The following is an 18,661-nucleotide window of genomic DNA, read 5'->3' on the forward strand; positions in this document are numbered from 1 at the left end:
AGGAGTGATCATGAGTTCATTGCCATCTGGTTTTTTTATTCAGGCAGAAAACGGCACGTATTTGTCCAATGATCTCGCATCGGTGCTTGGCAACGACAGCGCTCAAACCATGAAGCTGATTTCACAAAAGAAGGATTTGTTCAAATTTATAAATACGGGAGTCGGTGGCAAATACGTTGCATCATTAGGCCTCGATGTCTACCTTCGATGGGATCAAGTGAAGACATGGAAGGGGCCATCTATTGCAATCCGGCCATCTTCGATGAAGTTAAGTTCAGCGTGGACGAATGTCCCACAAGACGAAAGACAACACTTCATGTTTCGCTATGTGACCGTCGATAACGACCGCGTTTTTCAACTGCAACCCGGTGACAAGCACAGTGGCAACTCCGAATACATCAGACGCGTCAATTGGGGACAGCATGACTATGTCGTCGCGCAGACGGAAGATGACGTATTCACGCATTTCATTAAAGCTTAGTTCGACGCCACTAATTCGTTAATGCAATTGACAGTGGCTGGGCCAGCGCTAGCGCTCTAACTGACCCAGCGCGTGTAAGTTTTCGTCCAAACTTTCAGTTCGTTTGTCCTCTCGCTTCCTCTGCTTCGTTGGTTTCGCCGCAATCACCGATAGACGTAGGGCAGGTCTTTTGAACGTGCGAAGCAAATCGCAAGAGGCGCCTCATCGCCCGTATTTCCACCGCCCACAGCCGATACGCAAAGGTCACCCTATATCTTTCAAAAATATAACAAACAAAGAGGCGCAACGCTCGCAGACGCTAATCCTAGGGGTTAGCCCGTATAAGCCGCATCCCCAACCCTGCATCCGCTTACAGACCGCGTACACTTCACCGTACCCACGGGGATTTCCGCCGCCTTGCACCCCAAGCGCGCGTGTGGGCCGACAACCAGCGCACAAGATCTGGAGCCAGAAGGAGAACCAACAAATGACTTGGACGAAAGAACAGCGAAACGTCACGATCGCGGCGTACCTAGGCTGGACGCTCGACGCCTTCGACTTCTTCCTGATGGTGTTCGTACTCAAGGACATCGCCAGCGAATTCCACACAAAGATCCCGGAAGTCGCCTTCGCAATCACGATCACCCTGGCCATGCGCCCCATCGGCGCGATCATCTTCGGCCGTTTCGCCGATAGATTCGGCCGTCGCCCCACCCTGATGGTCAACGTCGCCATCTACTCCCTGCTCGAGCTCCTCTCCGGCTTCTCGCCAAACCTGGCCACCCTCCTCGTCCTGCGTGCGCTCTTCGGCATCGCCATGGGCGGCGAATGGGGCGTCGGGTCCGCGCTGACGATGGAGACGATTCCGGCGAAGTCGCGCGGCATCGTTTCCGGCCTCCTGCAGGCGGGCTACCCCAGCGGCTATCTGATCGCATCGATCGTCTTCGGCGTGCTCTACCCGTACATCGGCTGGCGCGGCATGTTCTTCGTCGGCGTGGTCCCAGCGCTGCTCGTGCTCTACATCCGCGGCAACGTGCAGGAATCCCCGGCCTGGAAGGCGATGGAGAAGAAGCAGCACAATCGTGTCGGCCTGCTCGCCTCGATCGGCAAGAATTGGACGCTCGCGCTGTACTCGATCATTCTGATGACGGCGTTCAACTTCTTCTCGCACGGCACGCAGGATCTCTATCCGACGTTCCTGCGCGAACAGCATCACTTCGATCCGCATACGGTGTCGCTGATCGCCATCGTGCTGAATATTGGTGCGATCGTAGGTGGCCTGTTCTTCGGCTCGCTGTCGGAGAAGATCGGCCGCCGCCGCGCGATCTGTATCGCCGCATTGATCGCCTTGCCAGTGCTGCCCTTGTGGGCCTACTCGAGCGGGGCCGTCATGCTCGCAGTCGGCGCGTTCCTGATGCAAATCTCCGTGCAAGGCGCCTGGGGTGTCATCCCCGTGCACCTGAACGAGATCTCGCCCGATGAAGTACGCGCGACGTTCCCGGGCCTGGTCTATCAGCTCGGCAACCTCATCGCCTCTGTGAACGCGACGATGCAAGCGTCCGTGGCCGTCAGTAACGGCAATAACTATGCCTTCGCGATGGCCGTCGTCGCGGGGGTCGCCGCGGTCGTCATCGCCGTGTTGATTCTGTTCGGTCCGGAGCGACGCGGCATCGACATGACACGTTCCGCGGAACAGGTGGGCGCGTCTTCCACAGCCTGAACCCGCCCTACAAGCAACAACGAAGAAAGGCGCTGAAGAAACCGATTCCGCGCCTTTCTTCTTCTCAACTCCCACACTACTCTATCTAGCTCTGCATGGGACCGGAGTAAGTGCTGAAGCACCAACTCCGGTCGACACGTGCTGCACCGCAGCGCGAAGCAGCGCCTGGACTCCCTCTAGAGGAGTCCGTCGATAAACAACGCTTGCCGCAATTTCTCTGCGTTTTTATCGTGCTAAAAATAACAAAATTTCAATCAATAACTTGAATCGCTTGTTCGCGGCTGGGCAACCAGCATGGGAGGCGCACATGGCAGTTCGTACAACAAGCCGGGGCACCGGCGACACCAAGGCTCGCATTCTGGACGCGGCCGAGGACATCTTCATCGAATGCGGCTACGAGGCGATGTCGCTGCGCCAGATCACATCGCGCGCCGACGTCAATCTCGCAGCCGTCAACTACCACTTCGGCAGCAAGGAAGCCCTGATTCACGCGATGCTGTCGCGCCGCCTCGACAAGCTCAACGTCGAGCGGTTGAAGTTGCTCGAACGTTTCAACGCTCAACTCGGCGATCGCCTGACCTGCGAGCATGTGCTCGGCGCCATGTTCATCCCGGCGCTGCGTCTATCGCGCGACACGCGCGCAGGCGGCCCCGCTTTCCTGCGCTTGCTTGGCCGTGCCTATACGGATCCGTCCGCCTTCATTCACGATTTTCTGAACGGGCACTACGCGGACGTAGCCGAGCGGTTCTTCGATGCATTTCAGCGTGCACTGCCGCATCTGCCGCGCGAAGAACTCGGATGGCGCCTGCACTTCGCGATCGGCGCGCTCTCGGGCGTGCTCGCCGGAGCCGATACCGACAACCTCATCGCCGAATTCTCCAAGGGTCAGGCGATCAGCGATCTGCATCTGATCGCGCGGCTCGCTTCGCTCATGGTCGCGGCGCTCAAGGCGCCGCTGCCCGATGGGAGCCAGCTCGCCGCCTTCGCAGCGGTGCTCGGCGATGCGGGCGATAGCTGCGATGTCGCAGCCGGCATCAGCGCATGCGGGCCGCTCGACGCGCCGGCGCATAAGGGCGACGGCCACGACAGCAGCGATGTCGACAAAACCGACGAACACGAATCGACGCCGCTCATGCCCACCTCCGCGTTGCCGGGAGGTGGCTCGCCTCCTGCGCAACATCAAGAAGGTTCGCGCCCCGCAGGCTGGGGCGCCCCCCTCTAACGGCTAACGACGGACGGCGCGCTCGCGCGCCGCCGGAGGAACAGTCATGGCCTGGCTCGTCGTGGCGCTCGCCGTCGCGGGCGCAATCTTGATCTTCTTCGAAGCCGCCGCGCTATGGTGGCTCGCCGTCATTTGCGTTTGGTTCGCTTTCGTCGCACTGACCGGCGCCGCGGGCTGGGCCGGCTGCATCGCGCTCGGCTTAGTACTCGTCGTGCCGGCGTTGATCGTCGCCATTACGCCGCTCCGGCGCGTGCTCGTCAGCAAGCGCATCCTCACCCTCTTTCGGCGCGCGTTGCCCGATATGTCGCCGACCGAGCGCGACGCGATCGAAGCGGGCACCGTCTGGTGGGACGCCGAACTCTTCAAGGGACGCCCCAACTGGGACACGTTGCTCGAGCATGGACCGCCCGTACTGTCGGATGAGGAGCGCGCGTTCGTCGATAACGAGTGCGCGGGCCTCGCCGATCTGACCGACGACTGGGAAACGACCGCGCGTTGGCAAGATCTCTCGCCGCAAGCCTGGCAGTACATCAAGCGCCAGGGCTTTCTCGGCATGATCATCGACAAGGAGCACGGCGGCAAAGGGTTCAGCGCCTACGCACATTCGCAAGTGGTCATGAAGCTTGCGTCACGCTGCTCGGCGGCCACGGTATCGGTCATGGTGCCGAACTCGCTCGGCCCCGCCGAGTTGCTGCTCCACTACGGTACCGAGGCGCAGAAAGCGCATTACTTGCCGCGTCTCGCGCGCGGCGAGGAAATCCCATGTTTTGCGCTGACGAGCCCGTACGCCGGTTCGGATGCGGCCGCGATTCCCGATGTCGGTATGGTCTGCAGAGGCGCTTATGAAGGCCGCGAGACATTGGGGTTTCGCGTAACGTGGGACAAGCGCTACATCACGCTGGGTCCAATCGCAACCGTGCTCGGTCTCGCGTTTCGCGTGCGGGACCCCGATCACCTGCTCGGCAGCGACGACGAACCCGGCATCACCTGCGCGCTGATTCCCACCTCGCACCCGGGTGTGTCGATCGGCCGCCGTCATTGGCCGCTGAACGCTGTCTTCCAAAACGGTCCGAACTCGGGCAAAGACGTCTTCATTCCCATCGATTGGGTAATCGGCGGCCCCGCTCAAGTCGGCAACGGCTGGCGCATGCTGATGGAATGCCTCGCGGCCGGCCGAGCGATTTCGTTGCCGTCGGCCGGTGTCGGCACGGCGAAGCTCGCCGTGCGCGGGACGAGCGCCTATGCCGCGCTGCGCCGCCAGTTCAAGACGCCGATCGGGAAATTCGAAGGCATCCACGAAGCGCTCGGCCGTATGGGCGGGAATCTCTACGTCATGGATGCCATGCGGCGCCTTTGCGCACAAGCCGTCGATCTCGGAGAGAAACCGGCTGTGCTGTCGGCGATCGCCAAATATCACGTGACGGAGCGCGCGCGCCATGTCGTCAACGATGCAATGGACATCGCCGGCGGCAAGGGCATCTGCCTCGGGCCGTCGAATTTTCTCGGGCGCGCCTATCAGCAGGTGCCGATCTCGATCACGGTCGAAGGCGCGAACATCCTCACGCGCTCGCTGATCATCTTCGGGCAAGGGTCAATCCGGTGCCATCCGTATCTGCTCAAGGAAATGACGGCCGCTCGCGATGACGACGACGTGCGAGCCTTGATCGCGTTCGATCATGCGTTCTTCCGCCATGCCGCGTTTCTCGCATCGAACGCGTTGCGCAGCTTTGTCCATGGCATGACGTGCGGTATGTTTCTGAGAAAGCCCGGCGGGGCGAGCCCGGTGTTGGCGAATTACTATCGCGCCGTCACGCGCCTCTGCATCGCGTTCGCTTTCGTGGCCGATGTGTCGATGCTGCTGCTAGGCGGCGCGCTCAAACGAAGAGAACGACTCTCCGCGCGCTTGGGCGACGTGCTTTCGCAACTCGTGCTGATGTCGGCCACGCTCAAGCGCTTCGAGGACGAAGGCGCCCACCCCGAGGATCTGCCGTTCGTTCGATGGGGCGTCAAAGATGCATTGCTCGCCGCCGAGCACGCGTTCGAGGGGCTCTTCGCGAATTATCCGAATCGATTCGCGGGGGCGGTCATTCGCGCGCTCGCCTTTCCGCTCGGCGTGCGCCGTCACCGTCCGCCGTCCGACGGGCTAGTCAGCACGATCGCGCTGCTGCTCCAAACGCCGTGCGGTGCGCGCGAGCGACTGCTCGCCGATTCCTACGTTCCGGGACAGGCCGATTCAAGCGATCCGATCGCCTGCGGCGAGCGCCTGCTCGAGTTGTGTCAGCAAGTGGCGGAAATCGAGGCGAAGCTGCATGAGGCCGTGCGCGCGGACCGCGCTCGCCCGATGCCCCAAAGTCTGGCAGAGCTGCCGCGCTGGGCGCATATTGCTCAAGAACGCGGCTGGATCGACCTTCGCGAACGCGATCTTCTGGTTCGATACGCGCGCGACGGCGCCGCCTTGATCAGCGTCGACGACTTTCCGGCCGACTTCGATCGGTCGGAGGCCCGCCCGGACGACGGTGGCCTCGGCAACGCGCTGCCGCCCGGGGGCGAAGACGCACGACCGGCGGGAAACGCAACGTCCGCCGATCTTTCAGCCAACGTCGATCGGCATTGACCGATACGGTCGACATTGATGGCCGCGGCGGCACCACGTCTCGAACGCCGCGGCGATGACAACCCAGGGAGAGAACAACATGGATCAACCCTTTGTCCCGCAGGCTGCATCGGATACATCTCGCGTCATCAGCGGCGAGCCACCTCCTATATGTCGTTCGCCGAATTCGCCTATTTCGCCCGATTTGCCCGAGGTATCCAACACGCCGGATGCCATTCATGCGCCCAACACCGACGGCATCTGGTACGCCTCCTATCCGCACGACGTGCCGCACGAAATCGACGTCGGGCAGTATCAATCGGTCGTTCACTTCTTCGACGAATGCACGTCGACCTTCCGCGGCCGAACTGCTTTTGTCAGCATCGGCACCGACATGTCGTACGACACGCTCGCCCGCAAGGCGAAGGCGTTCGCGGCCTACCTGCAGCGCATCGGCATCAAGCGCGGCGATCGCGTCGCCATCATGCTGCCGAATACGTTTCAGTACCCGGTTTCGTTGTTTGGTGTCCTAAAGGCTGGGGCCGTCGTCGTCAACGTCAATCCGCTCTATACGCCGCGCGAGCTCGCGCATCAACTGAAAGACAGCGGCGCCAAAGCGATCGTCGTCTTCGAGAACTTCGCGAAAACGCTCGAGCAGGCGCTGCCGGAGACGGCTATCGAGCACATCGTCGTCACCGCGCTCGGCGATCTACTCGGCGAAGGGCTCAATGCCAAAGGGCGCGCGCTCAACTTCGTCGTCAAGCACGTACAGAAGATGGTGCCGGCCTATCGCCTGCCCAATGCCGTGCGGATGCGCCGTGCGCTTTCGCTGGGCGCACGCTCGCCGCTCACCCCCACGATCCTTTCGCACGATGACCTGGCCTTTCTGCAGTACACGGGCGGCACGACGGGCGTAGCCAAAGGCGCGATGCTCACGCATCGCAACATCGTCGCCAATCTGCTGCAAGCGAAGGCGTGGGCCGAAAGCCAGTTGGGCGGCGACATCGAGACGGTGCTCACACCGCTTCCGCTTTATCACATCCTCTCGCTGACGGTTAACGGATTGATTTTCCTCGGGCTGGGCGGGCGCAACATTCTCATCGCCAATCCGCGCGACATCAAGCGCGTCATGCAGATGCTGCGCCGCCAGACGTTCACGGGCATTCTCGCGATCAATACGCTGTACAAGGCGTTCCTCGACAACGAGGAGTTCTGCCAACGCGACTTCTCCAATCTGAAGCTCGCGATGGCGGGCGGCATGGCGACGCAGCGTGCCGTTGCCGATCGATTCAAGGCTGTCACGGGCAAGCCGATCGTCGAAGGCTATGGGCTGACCGAATGCTCGCCGATCGTGTCGCTGAGTCCCGTCGATCTGAAGCATCTGCGCGAATTCGACGGCTCGGTCGGCCTGCCCGCCCCCTCGACCGTGGTGCGCTTCCGCAAGGACGACGGTACTTGGGCCGATATCGGCGAGGCCGGGGAGTTATGCGTGAAGGGCCCGCAAGTCATGAAGGGGTATTGGATGCGGCCCGACGAAACGGCGAAGGTATTGGATGCCGACGGATGGCTCTCGACGGGCGATATCGGCATGATGGACTCGGCCGGGTTCATCAAGCTCATCGATCGCAAGAAGGACATGATTCTCGTATCGGGCTTCAACGTCTATCCGAGCGAGATCGAGGATGTGATCGCGATGCATTCGGGCGTGAGAGAGGTGGCGGCTATCGGGATTCCCGACGATGCGCAAGGGGAGCGCGTGAAGGTGTTCATCGTGCCGCGCGCGCCGGGGCTCACGCGCGAAGAGATTCTTCAGCATTGCCGCAAGCACTTGACGGGCTACAAGGTGCCGAGGGTGATCGAGTTTCGCGATGAACTGCCGCAGACGAACGTCGGAAAGATTTTGCGGCGGGCGCTGCGGGATGAGGAGTTGGCGAAAATCGGCGCGATGCGTGGCGGGGCCGCGGGGCATAAAGGCATCGCCCCCGGTGCTACGAAAGCCGCTGGTTGATTCGTTAGAGCCGCTGTACGCCCACGATCGCAAACGTCACGCCGACGGCATTTCGTTGGGTTCTGGAAGGCTGTCGATCAGTGCCTGGACTTGTTGGAACAGTCCAGGCAGATCCTTTTGGACGGTTCTCCAAACGATCTGCAAGTCGACTTTCGAATAACCGTGGGCTACCGCATTGCGCATCTGGTAGGCGGACGCCAAGGGCAAGTCGGGGTGGCTGGCGGCGAACTCGGGATAGTGCTTCTCGATATTGTTGCTGGCCTCGCCGATGATCTCTATGTTGCGAATCACCGCATCCTGGACCATATCGTTACCCACGAAGGCCGCCTCGTCCATTTTCGCGGTGTATCGACCGATGCGCCGAATGGCTTCCAGAATATGGTCGAGGTAGTCCGCCAACCTCCCTTGGTCACGACTCATACAGGCACGGCCTCCGAAAGGACCACCGCACGGAATTTTTCCGGCAATGCGTTCGGAGTAAGCACGTCCACGGATACGCCAAGAAGCTGAAGCAGTTCGTGGCGGATCGCACCGATGTCAAACAGAGTCGTTTCTGGTGTCGGGTCGATCAAAATGTCGAGGTCACTTCCGTCGGAATCATCGCCGTGGACGACCGATCCAAACACCCTTGCATTGCACGCACGATGCGAGGCAACAACTTTCCGGATTTCTTCCCGATGGCTCGCGAGGGCCAGAGAGGGCTTCATGGCTTCACTCCTTTGGGTTACGGGGAGACTTTACCAAAATCCCGCTACTCGACTCCCAATGTGGCGATCCTGCCCGACGTTTCAAAGGAAATCCGCTTCAGGAAACGGCCAAGGCGACGCCAATCTCAAATGCTACCGTTCCAGGGCCAACCGTCGCCGAATGAAACGCACGGCGCTCTGCGATCGAAAGATTCCGCAGAACGAAACAATCCGACGGACGCAGCACACCCCCGATCGTTCCGGCCCACTCGCGCAACCGCGCGTGCCACAGGGTGCCAATGTCCGCGCCGGCTTCCATGGCATAGGTATAGGTGCCCTCTTCTCTTGAATTCGCCAGGAGCCCTCGGCTTGCCGACAGCGACGAATCATAGAGAACGAGCGCACGCGCGCGGACGGTAGGAATGCTCGGCCTCCCATAGCAACTCAGCCACGGCACCGCAGCGCAACCTGCCACCGCCACGCTGGTACTCATGAAAGTCCGCCGATCCATAGTCGATCTCCGTGCCGAACGTGCCGTCCGCCGTCCTCAAATATCCCCGCGCTTATCGCGCCAAACGCGCGGCCAAATCCCCGACTTCCCCGGCGCCAAAATCCCCTCGGGATCGAGCGCGTCCTTGATCGTCTCCGACATCCGAAGCAGCGCCCCATCGTTGAAATCGTACTGAGAAGCAGCGAAATCCATCGTCGCCAGATGCGTCCGATAGACGCCGTACCCTTCCGAGCGCGCGTCGCTCATCAGCACGCGCTGCAAATCCGCCGCCGCGTCGGTCTGCTTCGGATCGTCTCGATCGAAGATCGTCGCGACGATGTGATGTAGATGCCGCTCGCCAGCCGTAAATCCGCCGTAATAATCGAAGCCGTACTCGGCCAGGCGCGCCTTAGCGACCGAATATTGACGCATCGCATCGCGCCCGGTGAATGGGCAGATGGGCGAAAAATCGACATGTGCCCCGTTGCCGCCCCGCCAATCGAGCATCCGAAACGCGCTCATCGCGGGAACACCGGCCATGTTGCCTTCGCCGCCGCCGGCCGGCTCGGCATCGGCCGCATACCGGTTCGCCTCGATCCGCGCACCCGGCAGACGCGCGAACGCACGCCGAGCGGCGGCAAAGCGCAGGTCGACGAGATCGGGCGCTCCGTAAACCGCGAAGTGGACGTTCCAACGCCCGATATCGAGCCGTCTCACGATCTCCGCAACCGCCGATTCCGGCATCGGACCGGCTCCGTCGTACCAGTCGCTGCGCGCCGATACGCCCGCCGCGTGACGTATCGCCCCCTCGATCACGGCATGGTTACGGATTGTTTCGTCGAGCCTGAGCGGCCGCAACGTTTCAACCGCCGCTTCCAAGTCGCCTTCGCCGGGCAGCTTCACATGTGCAATCACGTACGCGTCCGGCCGCGGCATCAGCCATAGCCCCAGCTTCGTGACGATCCCGAAGTTCGACTGCATGAACATCGTGTCGTAGGACGGTCCGAATCCGGCTTTGTAGAGTTGCCAGGCGCGCCCGATCTCGATCGCGCCCATTCCGGTGCGCACGAGTTCGCCGTCGGCCAGCATGACCTCCATCCCGCACTGATGCGCCGCATGATCGCCGTAGGCCGTATAACCGAAACCGCGCTCGAGCGTGTTGCCGACGACACTGCCCCACCCCGCGGCGGCCGGGTCGACCCACAGCTTCAAGCCGTGCCGGCGCAAGTACGCATGAAGGTCGAAATAAGTCACGCCCGGCTCCACCACCGCGTAGGCCAATGTTTCATCGACTTCGAGGATCCGGTTCATCCGCTTCAAATCGAGCACGACCGAGCCCGTCAGCCGAGGCGCCCCGCCGCCATAGGCGAAGTTCCGCCCCGTGGAAACGGGCCAAAGCGGCAGACGATACGCCCGCGCGATTTTCAGCACTTCGCGAATTTCGCCGGCCGTCGCGGGCAACACCACCGCCGACGCGGCGAAGTGTCGCGCCTGAGGCTGCGGCGTGAACGGATCGGCGTAGTCGCGCAGCCGATCGTCCGACGTCAGCACGTTCGACGCGCCGACAACCGACGACAATTCGCGCAGCGCGCTCAAAAAGCGCGGTTCGGACACGTTCGGAGGACGCACGTTCGCCATTCGATTCCCATCCGCTTGAATTTTCTTCATTAATGATAGGCATCGCGCGAAACATCGTCGAAATACGACTTCGCGGCGCGCAGATACGGGCGATCTTCGCCAAATCGATACGCTCATCCCGCGCACGGGGTAAAATCCCGCCCAACCATGCGCGTATTGAGTCGCGCAGCCACCAACCAACCGTGGAGCAGCCCGCGCTGCTGTACCAGCAATGCCGAATCCGTCCGAATCGCATCCGCAGAACGACTTCATGAACGCCGCGCGCAAAGAGCGCAAGCGCGTCGAAATCTATCTCGTCAACGGCATCCGCCTGACGGGGTGCATCGAGTCGTTCGATCAGTATCTCGTTATGCTGCGCACGCCTGTCGGCCTGCAAGGCATCTACAAACGCGCCATTTCGACGATCCAGCTCGATACCGGCATGCGCCCCGGCCCGCGCGGCCCGCGCACCGGTGGGTATGGAGACCGCGGTGATCGTGGGGACCGTGGCGATCGAGGCGAGCGCCATGGCCCGCGTGAAGGATCGGGCCCGCGCGAGTTCCGCGAGCCGCGTGAACCGAGGGAGCCGCGCGAGGGCTACGGCTCATCGCCGTCGTCGGCGCCCGAACATCGTTCGTCCGAAGGTCGTTCGTCCGACGGGCCCGTGGTGGTCACGCGCCGCCGCCGCCCTTTCAGCACGATGCAGAACGGCCCGTCCAACTCCAACGATACGAACGGGAATAACCGCGACGAGTAAGGAAAGGTAAGGAAGCACCGATCGAGCGCCGCTGCTCGCCGGGAAAACCGGCAGCGGCAGCGTTTTGGCTTTGACCGGCGTTTTGCTTGCGCGTGACTTTCGCCTAATCCCGCTTGAACGTGTAGTCGCGCTCGACTTTGCAGACGCGCGTCACGTATTGTTCATACCATTTTTCACGGCCCGTCTTCTGCGCGATCATGTGCGTCGCGTCGGCCTTCCAAGCTGCGATCGATTCTAGATCGCGCCAGTACGACACCGTGATGCCGATCTCCTCGCGCGCCGATTCGACGCCGAGAAAGCCCGGTTGCTTACGCGCGGCCGCCTCCATCAGTTCGCTCATCTCCCCGTAGCCGTTGTCCCCCTCCGTGCGGGTCGACGTGAAGATCACTGCGTAATACGGGGTTGCCCCTGTTTCCGCAATCGACATTCGAATCTCCTTGCTGTTGGTGATTGGGCGCGCGCGATGCGCCCGCGAGCCGGTCGAAATGAGGCGAAACTGCCGGCAAGGCGAGTCCGAGCCCGATCATCAGCGGGCGGTTTCGATATGACGCCGAAGCGGACCGAATCATCGAAGCATCGACTGAGCGCCACGCTCGATCGATGCCCCGAGCGCATCACTGCTTGCGATGGCGCGAACGCTTATGCGAGTGCGAATACGTGGACGGCAAGCCCTGCTCCGTCTCACGCTGCAGCAGATGAATCTGTTGCTGCATCGCGTCCAACTGCTCCTGCGCCGCCACCTTCTGCGTCTGCAGCGAAGCGGCTTCGTCGCGCGCCTCCTTCTGGCGCGTCGCGACCAACGCTTGCTGCTTGCGTGCGACGTCGAGATCCGCTTGCAGACGATCGGCCCGCGCCTGCGCCTTGGCAAGCTGCGCTTCCGTATAAACCTTCTGGGCAGCCAGCACCGTGCGCTTGATCTCGACATCGGCGAGCTGCGAGCTGCGCCGCACGAAGTCGGCGTAGACGCTTTCCGCGTAGTCCTCGTTCGTCGTCTTGATCACGCGCCAGAAATTCTTCTGCTGAAAGAGCACGGCGTAATACGTCATGTCCTTTCCGTGCAGCAGCAGGCTCGCACCGTACGTGCCGTTGTAGGCCGTGCGCAGTTCCGAGAGCTCGTTGTCGTGCATCAGCCGTTGCAATTGCACAACGTCGCCCTGGGAATCGGCCGCTTCGTCGGCCGTCGATGCCGACGCCATCGCCGTCGACGTTGGCGTCGATTCCGATGACGCGACCGGGGTCGACACAGGCGCCGATGCCGCCGGCGCAGCCGCTACGGCAGGCGCTGATGCAACCGTGGCCGCAGGTGCAACGTTTGCGCGGCCGTCCGCGGCAGACTGCGCCGTGGCACAACCTTCAATACCCAATCCCCCGATTGCGATAAGCGCTGCAAGCGCGGTCCCCCGCATACGCGAATAGTGGCTCATTGTCGTTTCCTGCATGGAATAGTTCTACTTTTGAGACAACTTGACTCAAGCGCGACATTATCACTCACTTTCTCGCGTTTCGGGCTCCTCGTCGAATATCTGGTACTTGCGCATCTTTTCCCACAATACTTTGCGGCTAATTCCGAGAAATTGTGCTGTATCCTGCCGCCGCCATGCATTCGATGTCAGCGCGGCCAGCACGCGCGTGCGTTCGCCCATGTCCCATTTGCTGCGGTCGACGATGGGTTCGGCGGCACTCTCGCTGGGTGCCGGCTGGGTGTTGCGGGCATGCGCGATCAGTCGGCGCAAGCGGGCGGCGTCCCAGGCGCCGATCTGCCGCACGGTCACCCCGATCCGCTCGGCTAGGTTGCGCAACTCCCGCACGTTGCCGGGAAAATAGGTATCGGCAACGGCATCGGCAAGCCAGTAAGGGATCTCGGGCAGGCTCGCGAGCCGCTCCGCGCCGACCACCGAAGCGATGAACGCCTTGAAGATCGCGATCTTGTCGACAGCACCCCGCTCCTCGAGCGACGGGATGCGCAGCTCGATCACGGCCAGCCGGTAATAGAGGTCGGCACGGAACGCGCCGTCCTTGACGAGCTGCGGCAAGTCCTTGTTCGTCGCGGCCACCAGCCGAAAATCGACCTTTACGGACGCGGCCGATCCGATCCGCGTCACCGCCGAATCCTCGAGCACGCGCAGCAGCTTCACCTGCTGGTAAAGCGGCAGATCGCCGATCTCGTCGAGAAACAGCGTGCCGCCGTCCGCCTGCTCGAAATAGCCCTTGTGCGCGCCGACCGCGCCCGTAAACGACCCTTTCGCATGCCCGAAAAACAGCGATTCGAACAGGCCGTCCGGAATCGCCCCGCAGTTGACAGGAACGAACGGGCCGTGACGATAGCGCGCATGCTTTTCATGCAGCAGTTGCGCCACGCGCTCCTTACCCACGCCCGTCTCGCCGCGAATGAGCACGCTCGTGTCGCAATCGGCGAACGTGTCGACCTCGTGCAGCAGCGCCTGCATGCATTCGGCATGAGCCACAAGCGCCGTCGGTTCCAGCGCGTCCGCCGTATGGGCACGCAGTTGCGTGAGCAGCTTCGCCACCATGCCGCGCAACTCGGCACAGGTGAAGTCGAGCGGCAGCACATGCGAGTACTCGGGCGCATACATGGCCGGGTCGCGCTCGCGCGGCAATGCGCCGACCCAGATCACCGGCATGCCGGTATGCGTCTGCCAATCGCGCAGCCTGCCGCTGCCGCCGTCGATGACGCTCACGCTGATCACGGCCAGCGACGCGCGCGCCGCGTTGCGCTCGGGCGTGCTCGTCATGTCGTCGGCGCGGATCACGTCGACGTCGAAGCTCGACATGCAGCGCACGACGCGCTCGACGATGTCGGCCTTGCCCTCCCAGACATAGATATCCAGTTCCTCGATCGTATGGGCGGTTCTCATCTTTATTAGGCATCCTAAACATCCGATCCGGTCGAATCGGATCGGCAAAATCAGTAGACCAACTGCGAAGCCCCGCAAGTCAGCGCGAGGTTGTGAACCGTCGCCACGCCCAATTGCACGCCGAGCAGTTGCAACAGCGGATCGATGGCCAGGTCGATCCCCGTCAGCAACTGATCGAGCGCGGGCGAAAGGACAGTCAGCAGCGCACTCACGAGCGAACCGACGGGCAGCGGGACGCCGCCCAGCAGCGTGACGTTCAAGGCGTTCGGCTGCGACAGCGAAGCGGCAAGGCCCGAAAACGCGTTCGCGAGCACACCGCCGACGGCGTTGGAGTTGGCGCTTTGATAATCGTCGCCGGTCGGCGGCACGCCGTCGAATGTCAACGTCGCGGCCGACGATGGCGGCACCACGGCCGGCAGCGCGGCGTTCGCGGTCACGGTGACGACGTTGGCAACGTTGATGAGCGTCGCCGGCGTCGAACAGCCGAACGGCTGCGAAGCCGATAAATTCGCGGGGGGGTCGCCCAAGCACACGTTCGCCAAACCGGGCTGCACGCCGATCGTCGACGTGCTCGCCGCTTGTGTCGGCGCGCAGTTCGTCGCCTGTAGCCAGGCGGTGCCGGGCGCGGCCTCGAGCGAGAGCGGCAAATTCAAGCCGACATTGCCGATGACCGGCAACGACGGCGTCCCGAGCGAAACGTCGAGGTACAAACGCACTTGGGCCGTGCTCGCTTGCGTGCGCCAGCGCTGCTTTACCGGATCGATGCCCGCTTCGCCGACGGCAAGTACCGGCGGCGCGATGATCTGCACCTGCAGCGCCGTACTGAAGCCGGCAATCTGGAGCCCCGTGGCGAGGTTGACCGGGGACTGCCCGGTATTCGCGATCTCGGCCGCGACCAGTAGCGCATCGAACGGGCTGACGGTCGCGTCGAGCGCGCTTTGATCGTCGGCCACGTCGAGCGCCATCACACCGTGGCCACCCTGCCCGTCGCCCAGCGGAAACGACACGGAAGCGGCGCCGGCGCCGTTTGCGATCGCCTGCAGCGTGGCCACATCGGTCTGCAAGTTCGCGTCGGCAATCGACGTCGAAGACAACGCCGTGACCATCAAGCTCGCCAACTGTCCGACATTCACCTGCGTCGCCAATAACTGCGCGACGGTGCCCACGCCGGCCGCCGCCGTCACATCGCGCACACGGACACGTGCATTCGCCAACGATTGGTAGGACGCAACCGAAAGATTGAGGTTCGCGCCGAGCAACGCATTCAGCAGCCCGCCCACGAGGCCGCCTTGAACCTGCGCGAGCGTCGTACCGACCGTGAATGCACCCAGGTTCGTCGCTTGAGCCGTGGCGACCGCGCTGAGTTGCCGCGCCGGGCCCAGGAAGAAGTAAGGCACGGTGCGCGTCGCCGTCACTTGCACGGCATTGAGCGGTGTAGCCGTATTCGTCGCGACGAAATAGCTGGGCCCCGCATTCGCGCTCGTATCCCATCGGCCGCAAACCACCGACAACGATTGGCCCGCCGCATCGGGTGCGAAGCCGTTGGCCGCGGCGTTCGCGTTGGCGGTAACGGCCGGCTGAGCGCAGGCGTCGTCCATCCGCTGCGCCGCCGCCAAGGCCGCAAGATCAGCCGTGCGCTGGAGCGAGCGGCGCGCAAAGAACGCGTTGCCGACGTCGAGCGCGCCGAGTGCCGCGATCAAGACCGTCATGAACAAAGCCACGATCGGGGCGACCGAGCCGCGCTGGAGGGAAAATCTCGGCTTCGACATCGGTATCGACCGCATCCGCCCAGGCATGCGGCGCGTCGTGCGCACACAGGCGGCCGGCGCCGCGGCCACGCGCGGGCGGCGGCTCCATGCGATAGGCGGCGTAGTACGCGGCACGATCGGCAAGGCCTCAGTTCGCGCCCGGCGGCGGCGTGGACCCGGACCCGGTGTCCGTATAGCCGAAGCGCGAGGTGTCACCTTCGCTCGATAACGCCGAGCCGAACGACGCTGGAATCTTGTTGCGGAACGAGTTCATATATCGCTCGTAGGCCAGCGTCGCTTGCGCTCCCGGCATCGGCAAAGCCGGCGCGGCGGCTGCGTTCGTCCGCTGCAGTTCGAGCCAGGTGCGGGTTGCCCGGCCAATGTCGCTCGCCCGCGCGCGAGACGGCGTCGCGTTCGCGCTCGCACCGGCGGAGTCCGCACTCGTCTGCGCATGGACATCGAACGCCGCCCATGTGCTGGCCAGGGCAAGCGCCACGGCCATGCCGGAACGCAACACGGGGCCAATGCCAATCGTCCAATGTCGATTCACGCGCTCTCTCCGTTCGATCTCGTCATTCATTCGTTAGTCGCCCTGGAATCGCCATGGCCTCCCAAGAGTCGCGCAGCGACACACTGCCGGCCTTATAGGCGCGGGCGGCGGCCGCCACTTTCTTGGCATCGTCGTGAACGGCTGCCCGCACCGCCGGTGCGAACTGCTGTTCGTCCATCAACGCGCGGGCCTCCTTCGCATGCCCTTGTGCCAGCAGAAGCAACACGATGTTCGATTGAATCCGCGCGCTGTGAGCATCAAGTTCCGCCGCCTGCATCAGCGGCACGCGGGCGCCCGCAATGTCGCCTTCGCGCAGCCGTGCATAGCCGAGGTCCGACAGCGTGGCGGCATCGGTCGGGGCAAGCTGCGCCGCTTGCGCCAACTCGCGCGCCGCCTCGCCAAAATCTCCCCGTGCGCCGGCCAGCAAACCAAGCCCGTGACGGCCGCTCGCCGCGAGCGGCGTGGTCAGCAACGCGCGGTAGGCTTGCGCGCTTGCCGAAGGCTGTCCGGTTTCGCGCAACGCCTGAGCGCGCAGCAACGTGGAATCGGGCGTCGCGCCATACTGCTTCTCGTACGCATCGATATGCGCCAGCGACGCGTAATACAGCCCTTGCCGCTGCATCCGATCGATCAGCGCGAGGTACATGCCCGGGGTATCGGGCTGCGGGGCTTTCTCGGCCGTGGCCCGCGCCGCCGCGCGCTCGGCCTGCGCGCCTGCGCCATAGCCCGATTCCTTGAATGCGCATGCGCCGCACGACAAGGCAAGCGCGAGTACGCAAAGCGTGCGAAGGCGATATCGCATCGGCCATTTCCCCATCATCGATGTATCACGGACAGCGATCGGATGACCGCCAGCAAACCGGGCCCCGCTGTGACGATCAAGAGCGCGGGAAGCAGCGTCAAGATCATCACGCCCGTCATCTTGACCGTCAGTTGTCCTATCTTTTCGCGCAACCTCGCCCGCCGGGTCTCGCGCAAGCGGTCGCCGAACTGCTTGAGCGGCTCTTGCACCGCGCCGCCGTGTCGATCGACCTGGATCATCAAGCGGACGACGGCGCGCAAATCCTCGTTGTCGAAACTCGTCGCCAGGCGTTGCAGCGATTGCTCGCGCGTGCGACCCGCCGCGAACTGGCGCTGCGCGATTTCGAGCTCGCTCGCGAGCACGGGCAGCATCGCGCGGAAATCGTTGATCGTGACCTGCAAGCTCTGATCGAGCGAGAGGCCGACACCTTGCAGCAAGCGCAGCAGATCGACGAACACCGGCATTTCGTCGGCCACCGCGCCGCAACGCATCGCGGCCCGCCGTCCCAGCAGCAGCTTCGGCACCATGAAGCCGACCGCGAACGCCGCGATGACGAAAGCGGCACGATAGGCGCCCGGAATGCGCGAGCCCCAGAGCCAGGTTGCCAGCGGCGGCGCAACGAACGCGCAGGCGACGCGCGACAGAAGGAAGAACCCGCGCGCGTTGGCGTCGACAAAGCCGCACTGCTCGATGAGGCGCCTGTCTTCCGCCGCCACCACCTGCTTGCCGAGCGGCGTATCGAGCCAGCGGGTCCCCGCACGGCCGCAGCGCGCGCGCCAAGCCGCCAGGCGGCCCGCCATCGTCGAAGGCGGTTTCGCGGCTGTCTGCGAGGCGGCGTTCTCGCGCCGCTGTCCGGGTCCGGGCGGCGTCATGTAGCGCGCTTGCGGCACCGGCCCGCTCAGCGCCGCGGCGGCCGTCGAGGCCAAGCCGCCGGCTGCAGCGGCCGCTGCGGTGGCGGTGGCCGTCGCAGCCCCAGCCGCTGCCGCGGTCGCCCTGCGATCGATCGCGTTGGCGAGCGTGCGCGCGCCACGCCGGGCAGCCGCGATGCGTCCGATCGCCTCGTAGGCCAGCAGCAGGCATCCGAGCGCGCCGAGTCCCAGCGCAAGCGCGATGAGCCGATCGATTTGCATCG

The 18,661-nt window shown here is 63.4% G+C and carries 16 protein-coding genes; 6 read left to right on the forward strand and 10 right to left on the reverse strand.

Annotated features, from left to right (window positions below; all coding sequences use genetic code 11):
• Positions 1 to 10: 10 nt before the first annotated feature.
• The 5 genes from DWV00_RS33735 to DWV00_RS19165 all read left to right on the forward strand — a co-directional run bounded on the left by DWV00_RS33735 (position 11) and on the right by DWV00_RS19165 (position 8,003).
• On the forward strand, positions 11 to 481 hold the full coding sequence (locus DWV00_RS33735; protein ID WP_147297931.1) for a hypothetical protein: 471 nt from the start codon (positions 11 to 13) through the stop codon (positions 479 to 481).
• Between the two features lie 466 nt (positions 482 to 947).
• Positions 948 to 2,180: an MFS transporter gene (locus DWV00_RS19150; protein WP_115535164.1), complete on the forward strand. Its 1,233-nt coding sequence runs from the start codon at positions 948 to 950 to the stop codon at positions 2,178 to 2,180.
• Positions 2,181 to 2,487: 307 nt separating this feature from the next.
• On the forward strand, positions 2,488 to 3,402 hold the full coding sequence (locus tag DWV00_RS19155) for a TetR/AcrR family transcriptional regulator (RefSeq protein WP_115535165.1): 915 nt from the start codon (positions 2,488 to 2,490) through the stop codon (positions 3,400 to 3,402).
• A gap of 46 nt (positions 3,403 to 3,448) precedes the next feature.
• A complete protein-coding gene (locus tag DWV00_RS19160; protein WP_115535166.1) occupies positions 3,449 to 6,016 on the forward strand; it encodes an acyl-CoA dehydrogenase in 2,568 nt (855 codons plus the stop codon).
• Positions 6,017 to 6,095: 79 nt separating this feature from the next.
• Positions 6,096 to 8,003: an AMP-binding protein gene (locus DWV00_RS19165; RefSeq protein ID WP_115535167.1), complete on the forward strand. Its 1,908-nt coding sequence runs from the start codon at positions 6,096 to 6,098 to the stop codon at positions 8,001 to 8,003.
• Positions 8,004 to 8,039: 36 nt separating this feature from the next.
• Here DWV00_RS19165 and DWV00_RS19170 read toward each other — a convergent pair whose 3' ends face one another.
• From DWV00_RS19170 to DWV00_RS19185, 3 genes are all read right to left on the reverse strand, one after another.
• Entirely contained in the window at positions 8,040 to 8,423 is a 384-nt protein-coding gene (locus DWV00_RS19170; protein WP_115535168.1) for a HepT-like ribonuclease domain-containing protein, read from the reverse strand.
• Positions 8,420 to 8,710: a nucleotidyltransferase family protein gene (locus tag DWV00_RS19175; RefSeq protein ID WP_115535169.1), complete on the reverse strand. Its 291-nt coding sequence runs from the start codon at positions 8,708 to 8,710 to the stop codon at positions 8,420 to 8,422. The genes DWV00_RS19170 and DWV00_RS19175 overlap by 4 nt, the downstream gene beginning before the upstream one ends.
• Before the next feature lie 526 nt (positions 8,711 to 9,236).
• Positions 9,237 to 10,817, reverse strand: coding sequence for an FAD-binding oxidoreductase (locus DWV00_RS19185; protein WP_115535287.1), 1,581 nt, complete (start codon positions 10,815 to 10,817; stop codon positions 9,237 to 9,239).
• 211 nt (positions 10,818 to 11,028) lie between these two features.
• On the opposite strand from DWV00_RS19185, the gene hfq reads away from it, so the two are divergent.
• Positions 11,029 to 11,553, forward strand: coding sequence for an RNA chaperone Hfq (gene hfq / locus DWV00_RS19190; protein WP_115535171.1), 525 nt, complete (start codon positions 11,029 to 11,031; stop codon positions 11,551 to 11,553).
• A 103-nt stretch (positions 11,554 to 11,656) separates the two neighbouring features.
• Here the strand turns inward: hfq and DWV00_RS19195 are convergent, their stop codons facing one another.
• The 7 genes from DWV00_RS19195 to DWV00_RS19225 all read right to left on the reverse strand — a co-directional run bounded on the left by DWV00_RS19195 (position 11,657) and on the right by DWV00_RS19225 (position 18,659).
• The gene (locus DWV00_RS19195) at positions 11,657 to 11,980 is read right to left on the reverse strand and encodes an antibiotic biosynthesis monooxygenase family protein (protein ID WP_115535172.1); all 324 of its coding nucleotides are present in this window, start codon (positions 11,978 to 11,980) and stop codon (positions 11,657 to 11,659) included.
• Between the two features lie 187 nt (positions 11,981 to 12,167).
• On the reverse strand, positions 12,168 to 12,797 hold the full coding sequence (locus DWV00_RS19200) for a DUF2968 domain-containing protein (RefSeq protein WP_342766993.1): 630 nt from the start codon (positions 12,795 to 12,797) through the stop codon (positions 12,168 to 12,170).
• Between the two features lie 240 nt (positions 12,798 to 13,037).
• A complete protein-coding gene (locus DWV00_RS19205; protein WP_115535174.1) occupies positions 13,038 to 14,429 on the reverse strand; it encodes a sigma 54-interacting transcriptional regulator in 1,392 nt (463 codons plus the stop codon).
• A gap of 50 nt (positions 14,430 to 14,479) precedes the next feature.
• On the reverse strand, positions 14,480 to 16,198 hold the full coding sequence (locus tag DWV00_RS19210) for a TadG family pilus assembly protein (RefSeq protein WP_245964941.1): 1,719 nt from the start codon (positions 16,196 to 16,198) through the stop codon (positions 14,480 to 14,482).
• 127 nt (positions 16,199 to 16,325) lie between these two features.
• Entirely contained in the window at positions 16,326 to 16,727 is a 402-nt protein-coding gene (locus DWV00_RS19215; RefSeq protein ID WP_342766994.1) for a DUF3613 domain-containing protein, read from the reverse strand.
• Between the two features lie 22 nt (positions 16,728 to 16,749).
• Positions 16,750 to 17,529 carry a tetratricopeptide repeat protein gene (locus DWV00_RS19220; RefSeq protein WP_245964942.1) on the reverse strand — a complete coding sequence of 260 codons (780 nt, stop codon included), beginning with the start codon at positions 17,527 to 17,529 and terminating at the stop codon, positions 16,750 to 16,752.
• Between the two features lie 14 nt (positions 17,530 to 17,543).
• Positions 17,544 to 18,659: a type II secretion system F family protein gene (locus DWV00_RS19225; protein WP_115535290.1), complete on the reverse strand. Its 1,116-nt coding sequence runs from the start codon at positions 18,657 to 18,659 to the stop codon at positions 17,544 to 17,546.
• Between the last annotated feature and the right edge of the window lie 2 nt (positions 18,660 to 18,661).

This window comes from Trinickia dinghuensis, from assembly GCF_003367175.1.
Classification (GTDB): Bacteria; Pseudomonadota; Gammaproteobacteria; order Burkholderiales; family Burkholderiaceae; genus Trinickia; species Trinickia dinghuensis.

Coding starts and splice junctions, on each gene's coding strand:
- DWV00_RS19155 (WP_115535165.1), top strand. CDS start 2,488: ATGGCAGTTCGTACAACAAGCCGGGGCACCGGCGACACCAAGGCTCGC.
- DWV00_RS19225 (WP_115535290.1), bottom strand. CDS start 18,659: ATGCAAATCGATCGGCTCATCGCGCTTGCGCTGGGACTCGGCGCGCTC.
- DWV00_RS19165 (WP_115535167.1), top strand. CDS start 6,096: ATGGATCAACCCTTTGTCCCGCAGGCTGCATCGGATACATCTCGCGTC.
- DWV00_RS19175 (WP_115535169.1), bottom strand. CDS start 8,710: ATGAAGCCCTCTCTGGCCCTCGCGAGCCATCGGGAAGAAATCCGGAAA.
- DWV00_RS19170 (WP_115535168.1), bottom strand. CDS start 8,423: ATGAGTCGTGACCAAGGGAGGTTGGCGGACTACCTCGACCATATTCTG.
- DWV00_RS19195 (WP_115535172.1), bottom strand. CDS start 11,980: ATGTCGATTGCGGAAACAGGGGCAACCCCGTATTACGCAGTGATCTTC.
- DWV00_RS19185 (WP_115535287.1), bottom strand. CDS start 10,817: ATGGCGAACGTGCGTCCTCCGAACGTGTCCGAACCGCGCTTTTTGAGC.
- DWV00_RS19150 (WP_115535164.1), top strand. CDS start 948: ATGACTTGGACGAAAGAACAGCGAAACGTCACGATCGCGGCGTACCTA.
- DWV00_RS19220 (WP_245964942.1), bottom strand. CDS start 17,529: ATGCGATATCGCCTTCGCACGCTTTGCGTACTCGCGCTTGCCTTGTCG.
- DWV00_RS19160 (WP_115535166.1), top strand. CDS start 3,449: ATGGCCTGGCTCGTCGTGGCGCTCGCCGTCGCGGGCGCAATCTTGATC.
- hfq (WP_115535171.1), top strand. CDS start 11,029: ATGCCGAATCCGTCCGAATCGCATCCGCAGAACGACTTCATGAACGCC.
- DWV00_RS19210 (WP_245964941.1), bottom strand. CDS start 16,198: ATGTCGAAGCCGAGATTTTCCCTCCAGCGCGGCTCGGTCGCCCCGATC.
- DWV00_RS33735 (WP_147297931.1), top strand. CDS start 11: ATGAGTTCATTGCCATCTGGTTTTTTTATTCAGGCAGAAAACGGCACG.
- DWV00_RS19205 (WP_115535174.1), bottom strand. CDS start 14,429: ATGAGAACCGCCCATACGATCGAGGAACTGGATATCTATGTCTGGGAG.